This is a genomic window from Candidatus Methylomirabilota bacterium (genome assembly GCA_027293415.1).
Taxonomy (GTDB): domain Bacteria; phylum Methylomirabilota; class Methylomirabilia; order Methylomirabilales; family CSP1-5; genus CSP1-5.
On the sequence record JAPUFX010000089.1, the window covers coordinates 1 to 16,429 of the forward strand.

A 16,429-nucleotide genomic window follows, 5' to 3' on the forward strand; every position below is an offset into this window, starting at 1 on the left:
GTTGTCGACGTGGACCTCCAAATCGTCACAGGTCACCCCACAGAAGGGGCAGGTGACGTCCTTCACCACCGTCAACTCTTTAACCGCCGTCATCTTTTTTGGCCTCCACCTGGAACCCGTTCGTATCTGGCATCCCGGTCCCTTGCGTGTCCGGTCCGACCAGAGTGTTGACAAATTTGCCGTACGCGACGAACAGAAGCCCCGGCGGCACCGTCCCCTTCTTGCACCGGACCACACTCGAGCCATGTGTGGTGCTGAGCTGAACCCGGTCCCCGTCCTTGACCTGAAGGGCTTCCATGTCCGCGGGGTTCATCTCAAGGGTGCTGATTTCCTCGATGTACTCTTTCGCCTCCTTGCCGAGATGGATGGTTCGCCCCTGCTTCGTCGATCGACCGGTGATTAAAACAAACGACTTAGCCACATTCGGTCCTTTGGTCCCTGGGATTGTGAATTATAACACAATCTACCCCATAAACATAAGCCCCCTGTCTTGGCTGACGCCAGCCGCTGAGCTCTAAAAAGGGGCTCACAGTTTGTTTTTTATTCCTACTGAAGCCGTCTCCTCGCGATCTCCATCGCAGAGGCGTCGTCCAGATCCGTAAACTCTTTAGAAGTCCTGATGGTCTCGAGCATTTCCATCTCGACCCCGTACTTCAAGGTCCCGATGGCGATGGCCCCGATTCCCCTGATCCCGGGGGCAATCTCTTTCAGATCGTCGTCGGGCTTGAGCCCCGCCACGCCGCTCGGCGGAACCGCGTTGACGTCGGCCACCACCTTGTCGGGAGGCAGCCCCTCTAGGAGCGATCGTGGGAGGATCAGGACACCCGCCTTTGCCGTCGCCAGGATGAGGTCGACCCCCTTCAAGATGGGGAGCTTTTCCTCATCTGTCCCCATCTGAGCCCCTGTCACCGTTCCGCCTGCCTTCTCCCTGATCCCCTTCGCCAGCCGCTCCGCCGACTCTCGGGAACGCGACCCGACGACCACCGTGCAGCCGCTCTGTGCGCAGAGGGTCGCGGCCACTCTGCCGACCGGGCCCGTGGCTCCTAGGATCGCGGCCTTCTTCCCGCTCAGGCCCCCCAGGGCTTTCTCCACCTTGGCGACGAGGGCGGCCCCGGTGGTGTAAGCCCCCTTGGGGTCGATCATCACGGAGACCTGAAAGGGCGGGAACATGCTCTTAATAGCGGCCGAACGAACCTTCTCGGCGGTCTCAAGGTTGTCTCCACCGACGAAGAGAGCCGTGAACTTGGCCCCTTTTGGACCGCGCGAAAAGATGATGTCCTGGACGAGCAGGCTCCCCGTTTCCTCGTTCACGTTCCCGTAAGGGATGACCGCGTGGAAGCCCGCGTCGTAGGCCATGTTGATGTCAAAGGGGCTGGGCGCGGCATCGGTCGTAAAGAAATACAGGAGATGCTTCCGCTCCACGATAGTTGCCCTCAAGACAAACGTATCCCCTCTTCGGGGACCTCGATTTGAAAACGACTCGATCGGTTACGCGAAGGGATGCTTTGCTGTATCTTTCTTGGCCAGGACCTCGTCGACCCCCGGCTTCGCTGCAAGGGCGCGCTCGATCGACTCCTTGACGGCTTGGTAATTGTACGTGAAGATCTTCTTGTTGTCCGTGGCCTCCCAGTGGATAAAGACCCCGCAGACGATGCAGAGATCTTCCGCGTCCTTCTTTGGAATGACCCCTGCGGCAACGCTATCCGCGACGGCCTTGGCCACCGCCATCTGAGCCGCGCCGAACATCTGGACCGCCTGAGTCGCCCCCTTGATGGTGACCTTATTGAATAGCACCGTATCGGGTTTTGTCGGGAGGTTCGGCTCGAGAATCGCTAAGAGCCCGTTGTGGCCACTGGTTTGCGTGGCGAGGCGATTAGCGAACGCAATTCCGACCGGTCCATCCTTTCGGCCGATCATGAGGTCAACGTGAGCCACCTCGTTGCCATCGCCGACCAACGATTCCCCGACCATTATTGAAGCCATCGTTCCCCTCCTTGTGTGATGAAGGTTGGAGTGTCCTCCGCTTTAAAACCCCGTTCCAAATAGGCTGTAGAAGATGGTGAATTCGTATCCGAAAGCTCCTTCTTTGTCAACCCCTTTTTTTGGGTCTCAGGCATGAGAATTCGGCATATTCCGCATAACCCGGGATTACTGATCATCGATCCACTTCAACCACTCTTCTGGCGACCGGCGCCGGAACAGCAGCCTCCATGTATCCCCCTCCACTATCGCCACAGCCGGGGCGAGACCTCCGAAGTGCCGCGCGAGGGAGAAGGTGTAGGCTCCGCAATTCAAGATGACCAACTTGTCCCCTACCCGGATCTCCCCCAGAGGAAAGGACCCTGGCAAAACCCCCGAAGGGATGCACAGGGCGTCGCCGACGCAGTAGCGCTCACGCCCCCGATTCAGGTGGGCGGTCATAACGTAGTATTCGATGTTTTCCCGGAGCGGGAGGATGTGAGATCCCGCATCCGTCAAGACCCACCGACAGCCGGCATTTCGCTTCCGGGTCAAGACCTGGCCGATGCAGACAGCCGCATCGTTGAGCAGATAGCGACCCGGCTCCAAGAGGAGTTCCCGCTCACCCCCCAGCCGCCGGATCTGCTCTCCGACGGGGATCAGGAAATCGGCGATGTGATGCCCGGAAGCCTCCAGCATGTTCCGGCTGCCGAACCCTCCCCCCAGGTCAATTACGGGAACCCGGCGACCCATCTCGCGCTCAACCTCGGCCAGAAACCGGAGGACTGATCGGACCGCGGCAAGGTACCGACGAGGAGAATACTGCCGGGTCCACGCATGACAGTGGATAGCCACGAGATCCACCCCAGGGAGGTTGGCGGCACGCTTTACCGCCCGGCGGGCATCGCCGGAGTCGATGTCGAATCCGAACTTGGACCCGCGACCGCCAAACGCGGGAGAGGGCTCTGGCCCGAGGGGTGGATTGACGCGGACCCCGATCCGGACGGGACCCCCGCGTGTCCTGCCCAGAGCGTCTATGGCCCGTAGCTCTTCCTCTGACTCGACGTTGATCAGGGCCACCTTCTCGGCCACGGCTTGGGCAAGGAAGCGGCTTTCTTTCGCCGGTGCGTTCACCACGATCTGATCCGCGGTGAAGCCTGCCCTCCGGCTGAGCAGGTATTCGAAATCCGACATGACCTCGACTTGGAGGCCGGCCTCTCGAAGAATGGCTGCAATTCCAGGAAGGGTGCAGGCCTTGAGTGCGGCATGGATTCGGACGGGAATGGGCAGGGATCTGATACTTTTCTCCAGGGAGGCGATGTTGCTCAAGAGTCGCTCTCGAGAGTAAATCAGAACCGGGGTGCCGAGCGCTGCAACTATCTTTTCCCACGGCACCTCCTCGATCCAGAGCCGCCCGCCACGATAGCGGAAGGGCCGGGAGGCCAGGAGAATTTGCCTCCGGGGAGGAAAGCGAAGCACAGACCTTGGCCAAAGCATATTTGCTCCCCAACCATGAGCAGGGGTGGCGAGATTTGCCTCGCGAGATTTTTAGGCCCACGGATGATACGGCAGCCGCGACCCTGTGTCAAACCCCGCCAGAACACCCACGCCGGGGCACCCGCTTTGGACTTGCAGGCTCCATGGTGGTGGCGTTATAATCCCGTTATATTTTCCCTTAGTATGAAAGACCTCGGGCAGTCGCACCGGCTGTCCGGATGAACGGATACGCACCGAGAAGAAGAGAGATGCTAGCTGCCCCTCCGACCCTGACCCCTTTTCTGAAAGAGTATCCGCTCGACATCTCCCCCCGAGAGGCCTTTGCCCTATTTCGGGAGGCCCCCTCGAGCTTCCTGCTGGAAAGCGGAATGAACCGCTTTCAGCTCGGTCGCTTCTCCTTTCTCGGCGCCGATCCCTTTCTCACGTTCCGGGCGCGGGGACGAGAGATCGAGATCCGGGAAGACGGCCACTCGGTCACCTTCCGAGCAGATCCCTTTGACGCGCTCCGTGCACTCCTCGAACGCTTCCAGGTCTGCTGGCGGGTACAACCCGTCCCATTTCTCGCGGGAGCCGTCGGGCACTTTGGTTACGATCTGGGCCGCCACATCGAACGACTCCCCTGTCTCACCACGGATGACCTGCAGGTTCCGGACTGCCGCTTTGGTCTTTACGATCGCGCTCTCGTCTTTGACCATCTCAAAGGACGCCTGTATGTCGTTTCGACCGGTCTGCCGGAGCTCAACCCAGACGCGGCCTACCGTCGGGCGCGAGCGCGGGGGGAGGAACTGATTCGCAGGCTGGAGTGGCTTTCGAAGTGGCGAGCGCCGAGAATATCACCTGGGGAGATGGGACCTCCGATCGGCGGCCTCCAGGCCAACTTCACCAAGGACGGATATCTCGATGCGGTGCGGAAAGCCAAGGAATACATCGCCGCCGGGGACATCTACCAGGTTAACCTCTCCCAGCGCTTTTCCACGGCAATTGACGGGGATCCATTTGTGCTTTACCGGCGCCTCCATCGGATCAATCCAGTGCCATTCGGTTGCTTCCTCGATTATGGCGATTTCGCCGTCGTCGGGGCCTCACCCGAACGGTTCCTCCGACTCCGGGGCCGGAAAGTCGAGACCCGCCCGATGAAGGGAACCCGTCCCCGCGGGAAGAGCCCTGACGAGGATCGGTACTTGCGGACGGAACTCCTGAGCAGCGTGAAAGACCAGGCAGAGCTCGTCATGATCGTGGACCTAGCGCGCAATGATTTGGGCCGGGTTTGCAAGTACGGCTCCGTCCGAGTACCAACCTTACGGGTGCTCGAGACATACGCGACGGTTTTTCAGACGACCGCCAGGATTGTGGGCCAAATGCGGCCGGACCGTGACCGCATCGACCTCATCCGGGCCTCTTTCCCGGGTGGGTCCGTGACAGGGGCGCCAAAGATCCGGGCAATGGAAATCATCGAGGAGCTCGAGCCCACCCGCCGGGGAATTTATACTGGCTCCATTGGATATCTGGACTTCGGCGGAGACCTGGACCTGAACATCGCCATCCGCACCATGATCTGTCGGAGCGGCCAGGCATACTTCCAGGTGGGGGGGGGCATCGTGGCTGACTCGGACCCCGAGGCAGAGTACGAGGAGACGCTGGTGAAAGCCAAGGCACTGATCGAGGCTCTCTTTTCCTGACCCCCAGGGGGCAATCGGACAGCGACGCTAGGACCTCTGAAAAAACGGTGAACCCTTACAGGGAGGATCATACGATGGAAGGAGAGAAAAAACTGCCGGTGATCATGGATGACGAGGTGATAAAGCGCCTGGAAAAGGAGCTCCCCGAGTGGTATCTGGAAGGGCGCTGGATCCGACGGAAGTTTAACACTGATGGGTGGCCGACCACCTTGATGCTGGTGAATGCCATCGGCTTTCTGTCAGAGGCGGCCTGGCACCATCCGGATCTCGAGGTGACCTGGGGCAAGGTCTGGGTCAAGCTCCGGACCCATGCCTCTGGCGGCATTACCGACCGCGACTTCGACATGGCCAAGATGATCGAGAAGGCGGCCGTGTGGCGCCCCGAGGAAGGCTCGGCCATGGATGGGACACCCAACAAGTGGGTCCGCTAGGAATTAGCAACCAGCGATCAGCTATCAGCGGTCAGCTTGCTTACACGTAGGTCTACATCCGAGTTTCGCAGATGCTGAGGGCTGACAGCTTGGAACATGCTGATTGCTGACTGCTATTTGGTATCGTCACATGGAGGGGTGACATGGAAACGTCCGTGCTTGAAAGGCTTGAGACGCTGGAAAAGCAAAACCGCCGCCTGAAGCGGGCGGGCCTTGTCGTCATGGTTCTCGCCGGAGCTACTCTGCTGATCGGCCAAGCAAAACCCCAGGTCCAATGGAAGGTTGAGGCAGAGCGGTTCGTCCTCATGGACGCGAACGGGAAGGTACGAGCGGAGCTTGGCATGGCGGAGCACGGGCCACACCTCGCTTTCTACGACGCAGAAGGGACGCGGCGCGCGGTTTTAGGCATCGTGCAGAAAGGGCCAGGCCTCTTCTTCCTCGACACGACCCAGAAACGGCGCGTGGCTATGGGAGTGGTAGAAAAAGGACCGGTCCTCCTGTTCTTTGACGAGAACAGGAAAACCATCTTCTCGAAACCGTAAACCGAAATTCCTCACCACAGAACTAGAGATGTCCCTACTCCACACCAAAGTCGCCCGGGAAGGCGCCGCCTCAACAACAATTTTTTGCTTCACCGCAGTCACTACGGCGGTGCTGCTCTTCACAGGCGTCGCCCTTGCCCGCCATGCATACCTTGTCTGGGTTGAAGGGCTCATCCAACGGATCGAGCCAAGGTATCGCGAGATGGCTATCTGGGAGTATCAGGGTGGGAGGTCCACGTGAAGCCTCCGGGTCCCCGGGTCGGTGGACCTCCACGATTTCCACGTGGGCGATTACGTTCTGGCCCGCGTGGATCTAAATAGGCGTTTGGTGCTTACAATCCAGAAGCTCCCTCCGCCGACGGGCGATGACCGTTACTGGGAGGCGATCCATCGCCTCCAGGCCGAGACAGCCAACGAGGGACTATGACCTGAAGCTACCCACCTTTCTTCTCTTCCATCCAAAAAATTCAATAAGTCAGATTCTCAACTTTATTTCGAATTTCACTGAAATTTCAGCAACATATTCCCGAATCCGCTGAAAAAATAAGGTTTTCTCTTGACCTGTTCCGATGACGTCCGTAGGCTAGATGAACAAATAGTGACCGGGTCATCTGGGGGCTGCCAAGCACCAGCCACCCCTGAAGGGCTTGTCGGGACCTGTGAAAACTTATATGGATACCTTCCGATCGTGGATTTGCGTCTCAGGGATCATGGCCGCGCTCACCCTTGTGGCCACCCCTCCCATTGAGGCCGGGCAGAAGTTGACGAATCAGCTCGCCGGTGCGTCCAGTCCATATCTCCAGGAGGCGGCAAGCCACCCGGTCGCCTGGTATCCCTGGGGGGAAGAAGCCTTTCGACTGGCCAAGGAGCTGGATCGGCCGATTCTCATGGACATTGGAGCGATCTGGTGCCACTGGTGCCACGTGATGGACCACGAGACGTATAGCAATCCCGAGGTGGCACAGCTGATAAACAACGCATTCATCGCCATCAGGGTAGATCGGGACGAGCGGCCTGATATTGATGCCCGGTACCAGCAGGCGGTGCAGGCCATTACGGGCCACGGTGGCTGGCCCCTCACGGTATTTATGACCCCCGAAGGGAAGGTCTTCTACGGCGGAGGAACCTTTTTCCCCGATGACCGGTTCGGGCGGCCGGGCTTCAAGAGGCTGCTCCCCAAGCTCGCCGAGCTCTATAGAGACCGCAGAGAGATGATCCTGACGACTGCCGATAAGCTGTACAAGGCGCTGTCCACTCATGAAGCTGAGAGACTCAGGAAGGCTCCCCTCTCCCCCCAGCTCGTCGAAGCCATTATCCAGTCAATGACCCGTTTCTTCGATGAGGAACACGGAGGCTTTGGGCCGGCGGTGAAGTTCCCCCACACCGGGTCAATCGCACTTGCCCTCAGGACATACGCGGAGAAGGGCGATGAGCAGATGCTCAGGATCGCCACCACAACCCTGGACGAGATGGCCAAAGGAGGAATCCACGACCAACTCGGAGGAGGGTTTCACCGGTACACCACTGACCGGGCCTGGCGTATTCCCCACTTTGAGAAGTTCACTACGGGAAATGCCCTACTGCTCATGAACTATCTTCGCGCCTACCAGGCAACAGGGAACGCGCGCTACAGGGAGGTCGCCGAGGGGATCATTGTCTACACGAACGCGGTCCTGTCCGATCAAGAACGGGGAGGGTTTTACGCGGACCAGGATGCGGATATAGGTCCTGGGGACGATGGGGCCTACTATACCTGGACCATCCAGGAAGTGAGGGCAGCGCTGTCAAAGGATGAGGCAGAGGTCCTCGTACGACATTACGCCATCGATGAGAAGGGAGACATGCGGGAGACTCCCGGACGAAACGTCCTTTGGGTGGCGTCCACACCTGAGCAGATCGCCCGGGACCTTTCCCTTCCTGTCCGTCAGGTCAAGGCCCTCATCGCGAGTGGGAACACCCGCTTGATCGAGGCACGGACAAAGCGGAAGACACCCTTTGTGAACCAGACCCTGTTCGCCGACCGGAACGGCATGATGATCAGCGCCTACCTCGAGGCCTACAAGGTCCTGGGCCGGGAAGAGCTCAAGGTTCTTGGCTTGAAAAGCCTGAACTATCTCCTCACGCGCATCTACTCGCGGGAAGAGGGACTGTACCACGCCCTCTCCGACGGGAAACCCCACACCCCCGGCTTCCTCAGCGATTACGTGTGGATCACCGCAGCCCTCCTCCAGGCCTTCCAGGTCACGGGAGACGTCCGGTATCTCAAGACGGCAAGAGAATTGATGGATCAGGCCCTTCGCACCTTCTGGGACGAGACCGGGAATGCCTTCTTCGACTTCCGACCCGAATCGACGGCCCTGGGTCTCCTCAAGCGCCCCTCCAAATCCTTTACGGACACCCCCTTTCCCTCGCCGAACGCCATGGCGGCCTTGGTCCTGAACGAACTGTATTTGCTGACAAACGCGAACATGTATCACAAGCGGGCCGAGCAGATCCTGGAGACATTCGCTGTAGCTGCCCCCGACAATGGGATATTCGCTTCGACCTACGCCCTGGCAGTCGATCTTCACCTACACCCTCCGGCCCATGTGGCCATCATTGGCCCCCGATCCGACCCCCGCACCCTGGCCTTGTGGCAGGCCGCCCTGAAAGCCTTTCGGCCCGGAAAGATCGTGGCAGCCTATGATCCGGCCCTTGAGGAGGCAGCAAAGCTCCCCCCGCCGATCGCTGCGGCCATGCAAGCGACGCGCGCGAAAGGCACGCCACAGGCCTACGTCTGTGTGGGGATTTCCTGCTCGCTTCCCACTACCGAGCCGGAAGCGGTCACAGTTCTGGTCCAAACTTTCGAGCGGCAGATTCCCCACTGACCGATGTGAAACCGGCTGAGAACGGAGCCAGATGGGAGAACCAGAGAATGCTCTATGGCGTTCTGGCCGACTTCGTAGTGATGGTGCATTTTGCCTTCGTCCTGTTCGTAGTACTCGGCGGATTCTTCGTCCTGAGGTGGAAGCGGTGTGCCTGGTTACACGTTCCGGTGGTTCTGTGGGGTGCACTCATTGAATTTACGGGTTGGATCTGTCCACTCACGCCGCTTGAGAACTGGCTCCGGGCACGAGGTGGGGCGGTCGGATATCGGTCCAGCTTTATCGAGCACTACATTTTGCCGGTCCTTTATCCCACACATCTCACGCGACAGCTGCAGATTACCCTGGGTCTCTTGGTATTGGGGATTAATCTCGGAATCTATGGATGGGTATTGCGCCGCGCCGCAAAGAGCAAGGCTTGATCAGGAGGGCACCGTCACACACCGCGAGGCAGAAAACGTGTAGGCAACCTGAAGGAGGGATCATGGCGATATCATCGACGATGGAGTTACCCTTTGGGGCGAAAGCCCCGGATTTTGCGCTTCCGAACACTGATGGAAAGATCACCTCGCTTGCCGATTTCGCCGATGCGCCTACCCTGCTGGCGATGTTCATTTGCAACCACTGCCCCTATGTCCTGCATCTCCGGGAGCATCTCGTCCAGCTGGTCAAAGAGTACCAGAGCAAGGGGGTGGCGGTCGTGGGGATCAACTCGAACGATGTCGAGCGGTATCCGGATGATGCCCCCGACAAAATGGCCGAGGCCGCCAAGCGGTGCGGCTTTACTTTCCCGTACCTTTTTGATGAATCCCAGGAAGTGGCCAAAGCCTATCGGGCCGCGTGTACACCGGATTTCTTCCTTTTCGACAAGGATCGCAAGCTCATCTACCGGGGGCAATACGACGACAGCCGTCCGAAGAACGACATTCCGGTGACCGGGAAGGACCTTCGCGCAGCCTTGGATGCCGCCCTTGCGGGTGGGCCCCTCCCCCAAGATCAAAAGCCCAGCGTGGGCTGCGGTGTCAAGTGGAAGCCTGGCAATGAGCCAGACTACGCCTAAAGTTAGCCTTCCCTGCTTTTTCATCCCTGTCCATCGGTTGGAAAAACGCAGATAGGTAAGGCAGTGGCATGTCCCCTGCATGCGCCTTTCTGAGATGGGTGCAGTGACCAGGTCCGCGAGCAGGGGATATGCCACAACAGCACTACACAGACGTAGAGAAAATCCACCTTCAGGAGCAATTCCGGGAATTACGACGGAGGGTCACTCTTGCCAATGTGACTTTCTTTGTCTTTTTCTTTGCGTCGTTCTTTCTCCTTGTATACATCAAAGATGAGGGCTTTCTTAAAGGACTGGTGATTTTTTGGCTTTTGATGGGGTTGGCTTTAATCCGATTCAATTGGAAGGTCTGGCGTTGTCCTGCCTGCTCGAAACGGTGGGACCTTCAACAGCTTTTTGCCAGTACACACTGGGATTACTGTCCGAAATGTGCAGCGCCGCTGAAAAGAGTTCCGAAAGAGTCGCGTCAAGTCAACTTGAGTGAGAACCAAATCCGAGAACTGCAAGAAAAGTTCAAGAGAAACAGTTGGTGGGGAAACATTGCCCTTGCGCTTTTCGTTCCTCTGACCATCGTTGTACTCGTCTTCCTCGATGCAAAGGGATTCAGTGACAGCGAAGTAAAACTGATCGGCATTATTTTCGGAGGAGCATTCACATCGATCTATTTCGTTTTATCCAGGTGTGTGAATTGCAAAAAAGGCCTTATACTCGGGCGTGCCAGTCATTGTTACCTTTGTGGAGTAAAGCTTAAGTAGCCGTTTCTCCCTTCCTTTTGGCACAACCGTCTCACCGGGTCGCATCCCGCAGCCTTTTTCATTTTTTCGCAGCAATGGTGATTCGAGCTAATTGAGGATTATGGGCAGATTCGGTGTGGGATGCGCAGGGATCGGTATGCCGTCAGATGGCTTTGCGGCGCTGGCGCCGACGCAGTTCCTCAACGCGCGCTCGCGCGCCAGGCAAATAGGGATTGATCTCGAGCGCCGCCTCGAAGGCCTTTATCGCCGCTCGATTGTCGCCGAGGCTGATATAGACGAAGCCGAGTCCCGAGAGCGCCCCGAAATGACGTGGCTCGAGGGCGAGCGTCCGTTCGATATCGCGCACCGACGCCTCATATTCGCCCATCAGGTAGTAGACGGTGGCCCGCTTGTTCCATCCTTCGGCCAGGTCCGGCTCGAGCTTGATCACCTCACTGAAGGTGTCCACCGCCGCCTCGTAGTCGCGGCGCGACATTTCCTCGATACCCTTGGACATGAGGGTGTCAACGATGTCGTTTTCGGGTTGCCGCCAGATAACCCAGATCTGGTACGTGAGCGCCGCCGCCTCGGTCTCGCTGTGGGTGGTCTTAAGGCGGTCAAACAGGGCATCCAGGCGTTCGTCGGTCTGGCCTGCCCAAGCGGCGGGCATAAGGCACGCCGCAGCGGCCAGAACTATGGCTGCAATAATGCAATTCATTCGCAAAACCACGTGCTTCATAGCTCGATACTATGCTTGAATTTCCAGAACGTCAACAAAGGAGAAGTGGAGAGACGGGGAAAAGGGCTTGCGATCCCATCGAGGCATCCTTATCATGGTAGCTGCCAGTGGGGACAGGGTAAAACTGGGAGTTGCTATCAATTGTCGGGCTTGTCCAGCTGCAAAAGGAGGGAGCCATGCCAAGCGAGGAGACCCGCCGGTTGCTAAAAATATTCGGTATCGCGGTGACGGATTTCGAGGATGCGGTCGATAAAGGCGCGCCGCCCGAAGAGGTGTCCAGGACAGAGGCAGAGGTCCGTACCCGCCTCGACGAGGTCACGGCGCTCATCGAGCGCCTCCGTGCAAAGAAACCCTAATTCTTGCTTATTCCTTTATAATCGGGATCGGCGTAGTATTTCGGACTGAAGGCGGTCATCGTTTCCCCGGTCGTTTCCTCGGTGACCTCCACCCCCTCGTTTTGCAGATACTCCTGTTGACCCTCGGTGAGTCCCATCAATCTCTCTTCAGATCTTTTCAAGATATGAATCCGCGCCCGCAAATCGAACATCGATTCTGCCGTCAAACGTAGCCTATTTTTGTCTAAGGCCAAGACCGCATTTTTAAATTCGTCGGAAACCGGCTGGGGCGATTTATTGAGTAGGACAATTTCCCTGCTGTAGTCTGGAGCAATCTCTTGAATACTGCCGACGTATGTTTGATCTCTCCAATCAATGAAGGCGGGGATTCCGGGGGGCTTTTGTTTCGCCATCCGCTCTTTTTCTTCCGCCAAATATCGTATGAGACCAAAGATATCTGGTGGCTGGCTCATGATTTCTTCTCCCGAAAAACGACATTCTGGGCGACACATTCAATCGCCGAGTTGTGTCGCCAGACACGAGCCGTAATTATGTCGAGGATGAAAAAGGGGTCTCTGGGCGCGAAAATTAAAGTCTCACGAGCAGCCCGGGCCCTTTACCTCGCTCTCAGCAGTGTTGTCAGGCACGAGGCTTGCGACGAATCCGGCTGGGTCGGCCCGGTGCTGATCGAGCATCTCTTGCAATTGCTTGAGCACCCTTTCCCGGGTGGAAAGCCCGTACCAGTATAACCGGATGGGACCGATCAGTTTGAGATAGTACTGGTTGGCTGGATCATGCTGGGCCGAACAGGCACCGGGGTTCCTCGCAACCTGGAGTTGGTCCTTGAAGGCCTCCGCGTATTGGGCAAGGAGTGGCTCCCCGCGAAGGTCCTGGGGGATTTCCGGAAACATGGCAACTAATTCTTGAATCGTCATCGCTCTACTCCTCCCAAACAATAACCGGGGGGAGGTGACTTCCCCCCTGCCTCGCCTGCAGTTATCTAAGAGTCTTTGCACGCTCAGGCCGATTCATCCTTTGAGGATAGCCAGTTTTCTTCCCCTTGTCAATCCTCGCCTCTTCCCCTCACACCCCGATAAACCGCGCCTTCGCCGCGCGACACGAGTTCTTGACACCCCTCCGACGTTCCGGTAAAGTCGCATTGAGAGAAAGGTCCCAACGTAAGTTCTCGTCGGCCTCGCGGCCGTTAAGTATATTTGTTCTCAGTCGCTAACACGCTATTCACCGTCACGGTCTCGCGGCGCTCACACTGCCCACCCTGCCGGCCTCACAAGATATTACACCGAGGACTTGCCGGACTTTTCTCACCTTTGGACCCTTTACACCGGTCCCCTGGAACCAGCGGAATCATAAGGAGTATAAGGAGTACCATAATGAGCCAAGAGGCTGCGCCGCGGCACACCAATAGGTTGATCCACGAGACCAGTCCGTATTTATTACAGCACGCCCATAATCCGGTCGACTGGTATGCCTGGGGGGAGGAGGCCCGCCAGTGCGCCAAGATAGAAAACCGTCCCATCCTCGTCAGTATCGGCTACTCCACATGTCACTGGTGCCATGTCATGGAACGCGAGTCGTTCGAGGACGAGGCCATCGCCGCGCTTATGAACAAGCATTTTGTCTGCATCAAGGTTGACCGAGAGGAGCGGCCCGACCTCGACGAGATTTACATGGCAGCCACACTCGCGCTCAACCACGGGCAAGGGGGCTGGCCCATGACGGTCTTCCTGACCCCCGAGCAGCAGCCATTTTTCGCGGGAACCTACTTCCCCCCGACAGACAAATATGGTCGCCCCGGGTTCCCCACCCTGCTCCGACGGATTGCCGAAATTTGGGAAAACAACCCCGAGACAGTTCAGCAACAGGCCGCTGAGCTGACCGAACACCTCCGCCAGTCGTCACGCTCCCTCGCCTCTATGCCGGTCGGTGAGGCGGAAGTCGCCGCGGCCGTCTCCTATTGTGCCGAAACCTTTGACGCCACCCACGGCGGATTTGGTCCCGCCCCCAAGTTCCCCGCCGCAACGAAACTCTCGCTCCTCCTGCGCCATCACCAGCGCACCGGGGACAACCGTACCCTGCACATGGCCCTCAAGACACTTGACGCTATGGCCCAGGGAGGGATCTACGACCAGATCGGCGGCGGGTTTGCCCGCTACTCGACGGACGAGCATTGGCTCGTCCCGCATTTTGAAAAGATGCTCTACGATAACGCACTCCTTACCCGGACCTACCTCGAGGCCTTCCAGGTCACCGGCGGTCCCTTGTACCAGCGCATTGCTACCGAAGTCCTGGACTACATCTTGCGCGAGATGACCGCTCCCGAGGGCGGCTTCTACTCCGCCACTGACGCCGACTCCGAGGGGGAGGAGGGGAAATTCTTCGTCTGGGCGCCAGACGAAATCGAAGCAATCCTTGGCGAGGAGAAGGCGCGGCGCTTCTGCGCCTATTACGACATCACGCCCAGGGGAAACTGGGAGGGAAAGAGCATTGCCAACGTCCGCCGCACGATTAATCAAGTCGCGGCCGGGCTCGATATCGACCCCGAGGCGCTTCAGGCATCGCTCGATCGGGCACGGCCGATAATCTACGAGGCCCGGGGGCAGCGGATCCCACCCGGGCTCGACGACAAGATCCTCACCGCCTGGAACGGATTGATGATCAGCGCGATGGCCGAGGGATATCGCGTCCTCGGTGACCGGCGATATCTGGATGCCGGCACGCGTGCCGCCGATTTTTTGCTCACCACCCTCGTTCGAGCGGATGGCCGACTGCTCCGGACCTACCGGGCAGGCAAGGCGCACCTCGATGCCTACCTCGAGGACTATGCCTACCTCGCCGAGGGGCTGATCGACCTTTACGAGGCAGGCGGTGCATCCCGCTACCTCCTGGAATCGCTGCACCTGGTCGAGATCGTTCTGGCCGACTTTCTCGACGAGGAGAGCGGGGCTTTCTACTCCACAGCGCGGGACCACGAATTTCTGATCGTGCGGCATCGGGAGGGAAACGATGGAGCCACCCCAGCCGGGAACGCCGTGGCCGCCTCTGCGCTCGCCCGCCTCTCGTTCCACCTGGACCGCGAAAATCTGCGGATCGCAGCGGAGCAGGCCATTACCGCCTACGGCAAACAGATTAACCGCCTCCCCCATGCCTTTGACAAGAGCCTGGCGGTGGTGGATCTGCTCCTGGATGGGCCGCTTGAGCTGGCCCTGATCGGGAGTAGCGGGGAGACTCGTCTTGAAGCGATCCGGCGCGAAGTTGGTCGCCACTACCTCCCCAACAGGATCATCGCCCACTACGATCCGTCTTCGGGCGACTCTCCCTCCTTCCCGCTGCTCGAAGGGAAGGGACTTGTCAACGGGAAGGCCGCACTCTATGTTTGCCAGAACTTTGCCTGCCAGGCGCCCATTACCGATCCGGCGCTGGTGGCCCCGGCCCTGAGCGCTCCCACCGCGGACGCGGAAACCATGAGGCGGTCGGTCGTCGGCACCTTCCTGGCAGGCAGCACAACCCCGGGCGATACCGCCGCCTATGCCGCTCGGTTCCCCGCCCTGGGCTACGTCCCGCTCGGTTCGACCGGCCTCACCACCAGCAAGGTTGGGTTTGGCGGCTACCGGGTTGACGATGAGACTCCCAGGCACCGCGAGGCCCTCGAAAAGGCCCTACTCTCTGGCTGCAATCTGATTGATACCTCTACCAACTACATGGATGGCGGAAGCGAACGTTGCGTCGGTATCGCACTCGGCGCGCTGGTACGGGCCGGAAAGCTGCGCCGTGAGGAAGTCATCGTTGTCTCGAAGATCGGCTACGTGCAGGGGACAAACCTGGTCCTGGCCCAGGAACGGGAGGCAGCCGGCCAATCCTTTCCAGAGATGATCAAATACATGGATGGCTGCTGGCACTGTATCCATCCCGAGTTCCTCGGCGAGCAACTCGAGCGCTCGCTCGCACGACTCCAGCTCGACACCCTGGACGTCTGCCTGCTCCACAATCCCGAGTACTTTTTCTCCGACGCCAAGAAGCGAGGCCGCGGGTCTCTGGAGGACCTCCGGACAGAGTTCTACCGGCGACTCCGGGATGCTTTTGCCTTCTTCGAAAGCCAGGTCGAGGTGGGCACGATCCGATGGTACGGTGTCTCCTCGAATACGGCGGTCTCGCCCGCTTCGGACCCTGAGGCGACTTCGCTCAGCCACATGCTGGACGCGGCCCGAGAAGCCGGAGGCCCCGGCCATCATTTCCGGGTCCTTCAGGTGCCGATGAACCTGTTCGAAGGGGGTGGTGTCCTGGAGGGCAACACCGGGCCGGACAACCAGCAAACGGTCCTTGAGGCTGCCATAGAGGCGGGGGCGGCGGTCCTGGTGAATCGGCCGCTCAATGCCATCGTCGGCAACCGCATGCTGCGCCTGGCGAGCTTTGATATAGAGGCTGAGGCAATTGATGTCGATGCCCAGCTCAAGGTGGTGGCTGATCTGGAGGCGGAGTGGCGCCGTCAGCTCGCTCCAGGTATCAGACCGTCGCCAGGGAGCCTCTCGCCCGACAATTTTTTCCGCTGGGCCGATCAGCTGCAGGATCTGTCG

18 protein-coding genes are annotated in these 16,429 nt (G+C 58.9%); 11 read left to right on the forward strand and 7 right to left on the reverse strand.

Features of this window, described 5'->3' with window-relative positions; translation table 11 throughout:
• Window positions 1-79 precede the first annotated feature (79 nt).
• The 4 genes from O6929_06830 to O6929_06845 form a co-directional block, all read right to left on the reverse strand.
• A complete protein-coding gene (locus tag O6929_06830; protein ID MCZ6480100.1) occupies window positions 80-421 on the reverse strand; it encodes a formylmethanofuran dehydrogenase in 342 nt (113 codons plus the stop codon).
• A gap of 125 nt (window positions 422-546) precedes the next feature.
• A complete protein-coding gene (locus tag O6929_06835; GenBank protein ID MCZ6480101.1) occupies window positions 547-1,422 on the reverse strand; it encodes a methylenetetrahydromethanopterin dehydrogenase in 876 nt (291 codons plus the stop codon).
• A 66-nt stretch (window positions 1,423-1,488) separates the two neighbouring features.
• Entirely contained in the window at window positions 1,489-1,983 is a 495-nt protein-coding gene (gene fae / locus O6929_06840) for a formaldehyde-activating enzyme (GenBank protein ID MCZ6480102.1), read from the reverse strand.
• Window positions 1,984-2,148: 165 nt separating this feature from the next.
• Entirely contained in the window at window positions 2,149-3,456 is a 1,308-nt protein-coding gene (locus O6929_06845) for a hypothetical protein (protein ID MCZ6480103.1), read from the reverse strand.
• A 248-nt stretch (window positions 3,457-3,704) separates the two neighbouring features.
• Here O6929_06845 and pabB point away from each other — a divergent pair, with 248 nt between their 5' ends.
• From pabB to O6929_06890, 9 genes are all read left to right on the forward strand, one after another.
• Complete coding sequence (gene pabB / locus O6929_06850; protein MCZ6480104.1) at window positions 3,705-5,135, forward strand: aminodeoxychorismate synthase component I; 1,431 nt, start codon at window positions 3,705-3,707, stop codon at window positions 5,133-5,135.
• Between the two features lie 74 nt (window positions 5,136-5,209).
• Window positions 5,210-5,566, forward strand: a complete 357-nt coding sequence (locus tag O6929_06855) for a 4a-hydroxytetrahydrobiopterin dehydratase (protein MCZ6480105.1) — start codon at window positions 5,210-5,212, stop codon at window positions 5,564-5,566.
• A gap of 143 nt (window positions 5,567-5,709) precedes the next feature.
• Window positions 5,710-6,108: a hypothetical protein gene (locus O6929_06860; protein ID MCZ6480106.1), complete on the forward strand. Its 399-nt coding sequence runs from the start codon at window positions 5,710-5,712 to the stop codon at window positions 6,106-6,108.
• Between the two features lie 28 nt (window positions 6,109-6,136).
• A complete protein-coding gene (locus O6929_06865; GenBank protein MCZ6480107.1) occupies window positions 6,137-6,349 on the forward strand; it encodes a hypothetical protein in 213 nt (70 codons plus the stop codon).
• Between the two features lie 42 nt (window positions 6,350-6,391).
• The gene (locus O6929_06870) at window positions 6,392-6,535 is read left to right on the forward strand and encodes a hypothetical protein (protein MCZ6480108.1); all 144 of its coding nucleotides are present in this window, start codon (window positions 6,392-6,394) and stop codon (window positions 6,533-6,535) included.
• A 232-nt stretch (window positions 6,536-6,767) separates the two neighbouring features.
• Window positions 6,768-8,975 (forward strand): thioredoxin domain-containing protein, encoded by a 2,208-nt coding sequence (locus tag O6929_06875; protein ID MCZ6480109.1) that lies wholly within the window; start codon window positions 6,768-6,770, stop codon window positions 8,973-8,975.
• A gap of 47 nt (window positions 8,976-9,022) precedes the next feature.
• Window positions 9,023-9,394, forward strand: a complete 372-nt coding sequence (locus tag O6929_06880; protein ID MCZ6480110.1) for a DUF2784 domain-containing protein — start codon at window positions 9,023-9,025, stop codon at window positions 9,392-9,394.
• A gap of 62 nt (window positions 9,395-9,456) precedes the next feature.
• A complete protein-coding gene (locus O6929_06885) occupies window positions 9,457-10,032 on the forward strand; it encodes a thioredoxin family protein (GenBank protein MCZ6480111.1) in 576 nt (191 codons plus the stop codon).
• A gap of 128 nt (window positions 10,033-10,160) precedes the next feature.
• Window positions 10,161-10,784 carry a hypothetical protein gene (locus O6929_06890; protein MCZ6480112.1) on the forward strand — a complete coding sequence of 208 codons (624 nt, stop codon included), beginning with the start codon at window positions 10,161-10,163 and terminating at the stop codon, window positions 10,782-10,784.
• Between the two features lie 142 nt (window positions 10,785-10,926).
• On the opposite strand, the gene O6929_06895 is transcribed toward O6929_06890, so the two are convergent.
• Window positions 10,927-11,502 carry a tetratricopeptide repeat protein gene (locus O6929_06895; protein MCZ6480113.1) on the reverse strand — a complete coding sequence of 192 codons (576 nt, stop codon included), beginning with the start codon at window positions 11,500-11,502 and terminating at the stop codon, window positions 10,927-10,929.
• Between the two features lie 176 nt (window positions 11,503-11,678).
• Between O6929_06895 and O6929_06900 the strand changes: the two genes are divergently transcribed.
• Window positions 11,679-11,858 carry a hypothetical protein gene (locus O6929_06900; GenBank protein ID MCZ6480114.1) on the forward strand — a complete coding sequence of 60 codons (180 nt, stop codon included), beginning with the start codon at window positions 11,679-11,681 and terminating at the stop codon, window positions 11,856-11,858.
• Here O6929_06900 and O6929_06905 read toward each other — a convergent pair.
• Window positions 11,855-12,310, reverse strand: coding sequence for a hypothetical protein (locus tag O6929_06905; protein MCZ6480115.1), 456 nt, complete (start codon window positions 12,308-12,310; stop codon window positions 11,855-11,857). The two genes, O6929_06900 and O6929_06905, sit on opposite strands and share 4 nt — an antisense overlap.
• 123 nt (window positions 12,311-12,433) lie before the next feature.
• Window positions 12,434-12,772, reverse strand: a complete 339-nt coding sequence (locus tag O6929_06910) for a hypothetical protein (protein MCZ6480116.1) — start codon at window positions 12,770-12,772, stop codon at window positions 12,434-12,436.
• Window positions 12,773-13,228: 456 nt separating this feature from the next.
• Here O6929_06910 and O6929_06915 point away from each other — a divergent pair.
• On the forward strand, window positions 13,229-16,429 hold a 3,201-nt coding region (locus O6929_06915), incomplete at its 3' end, for a DUF255 domain-containing protein (GenBank protein ID MCZ6480117.1).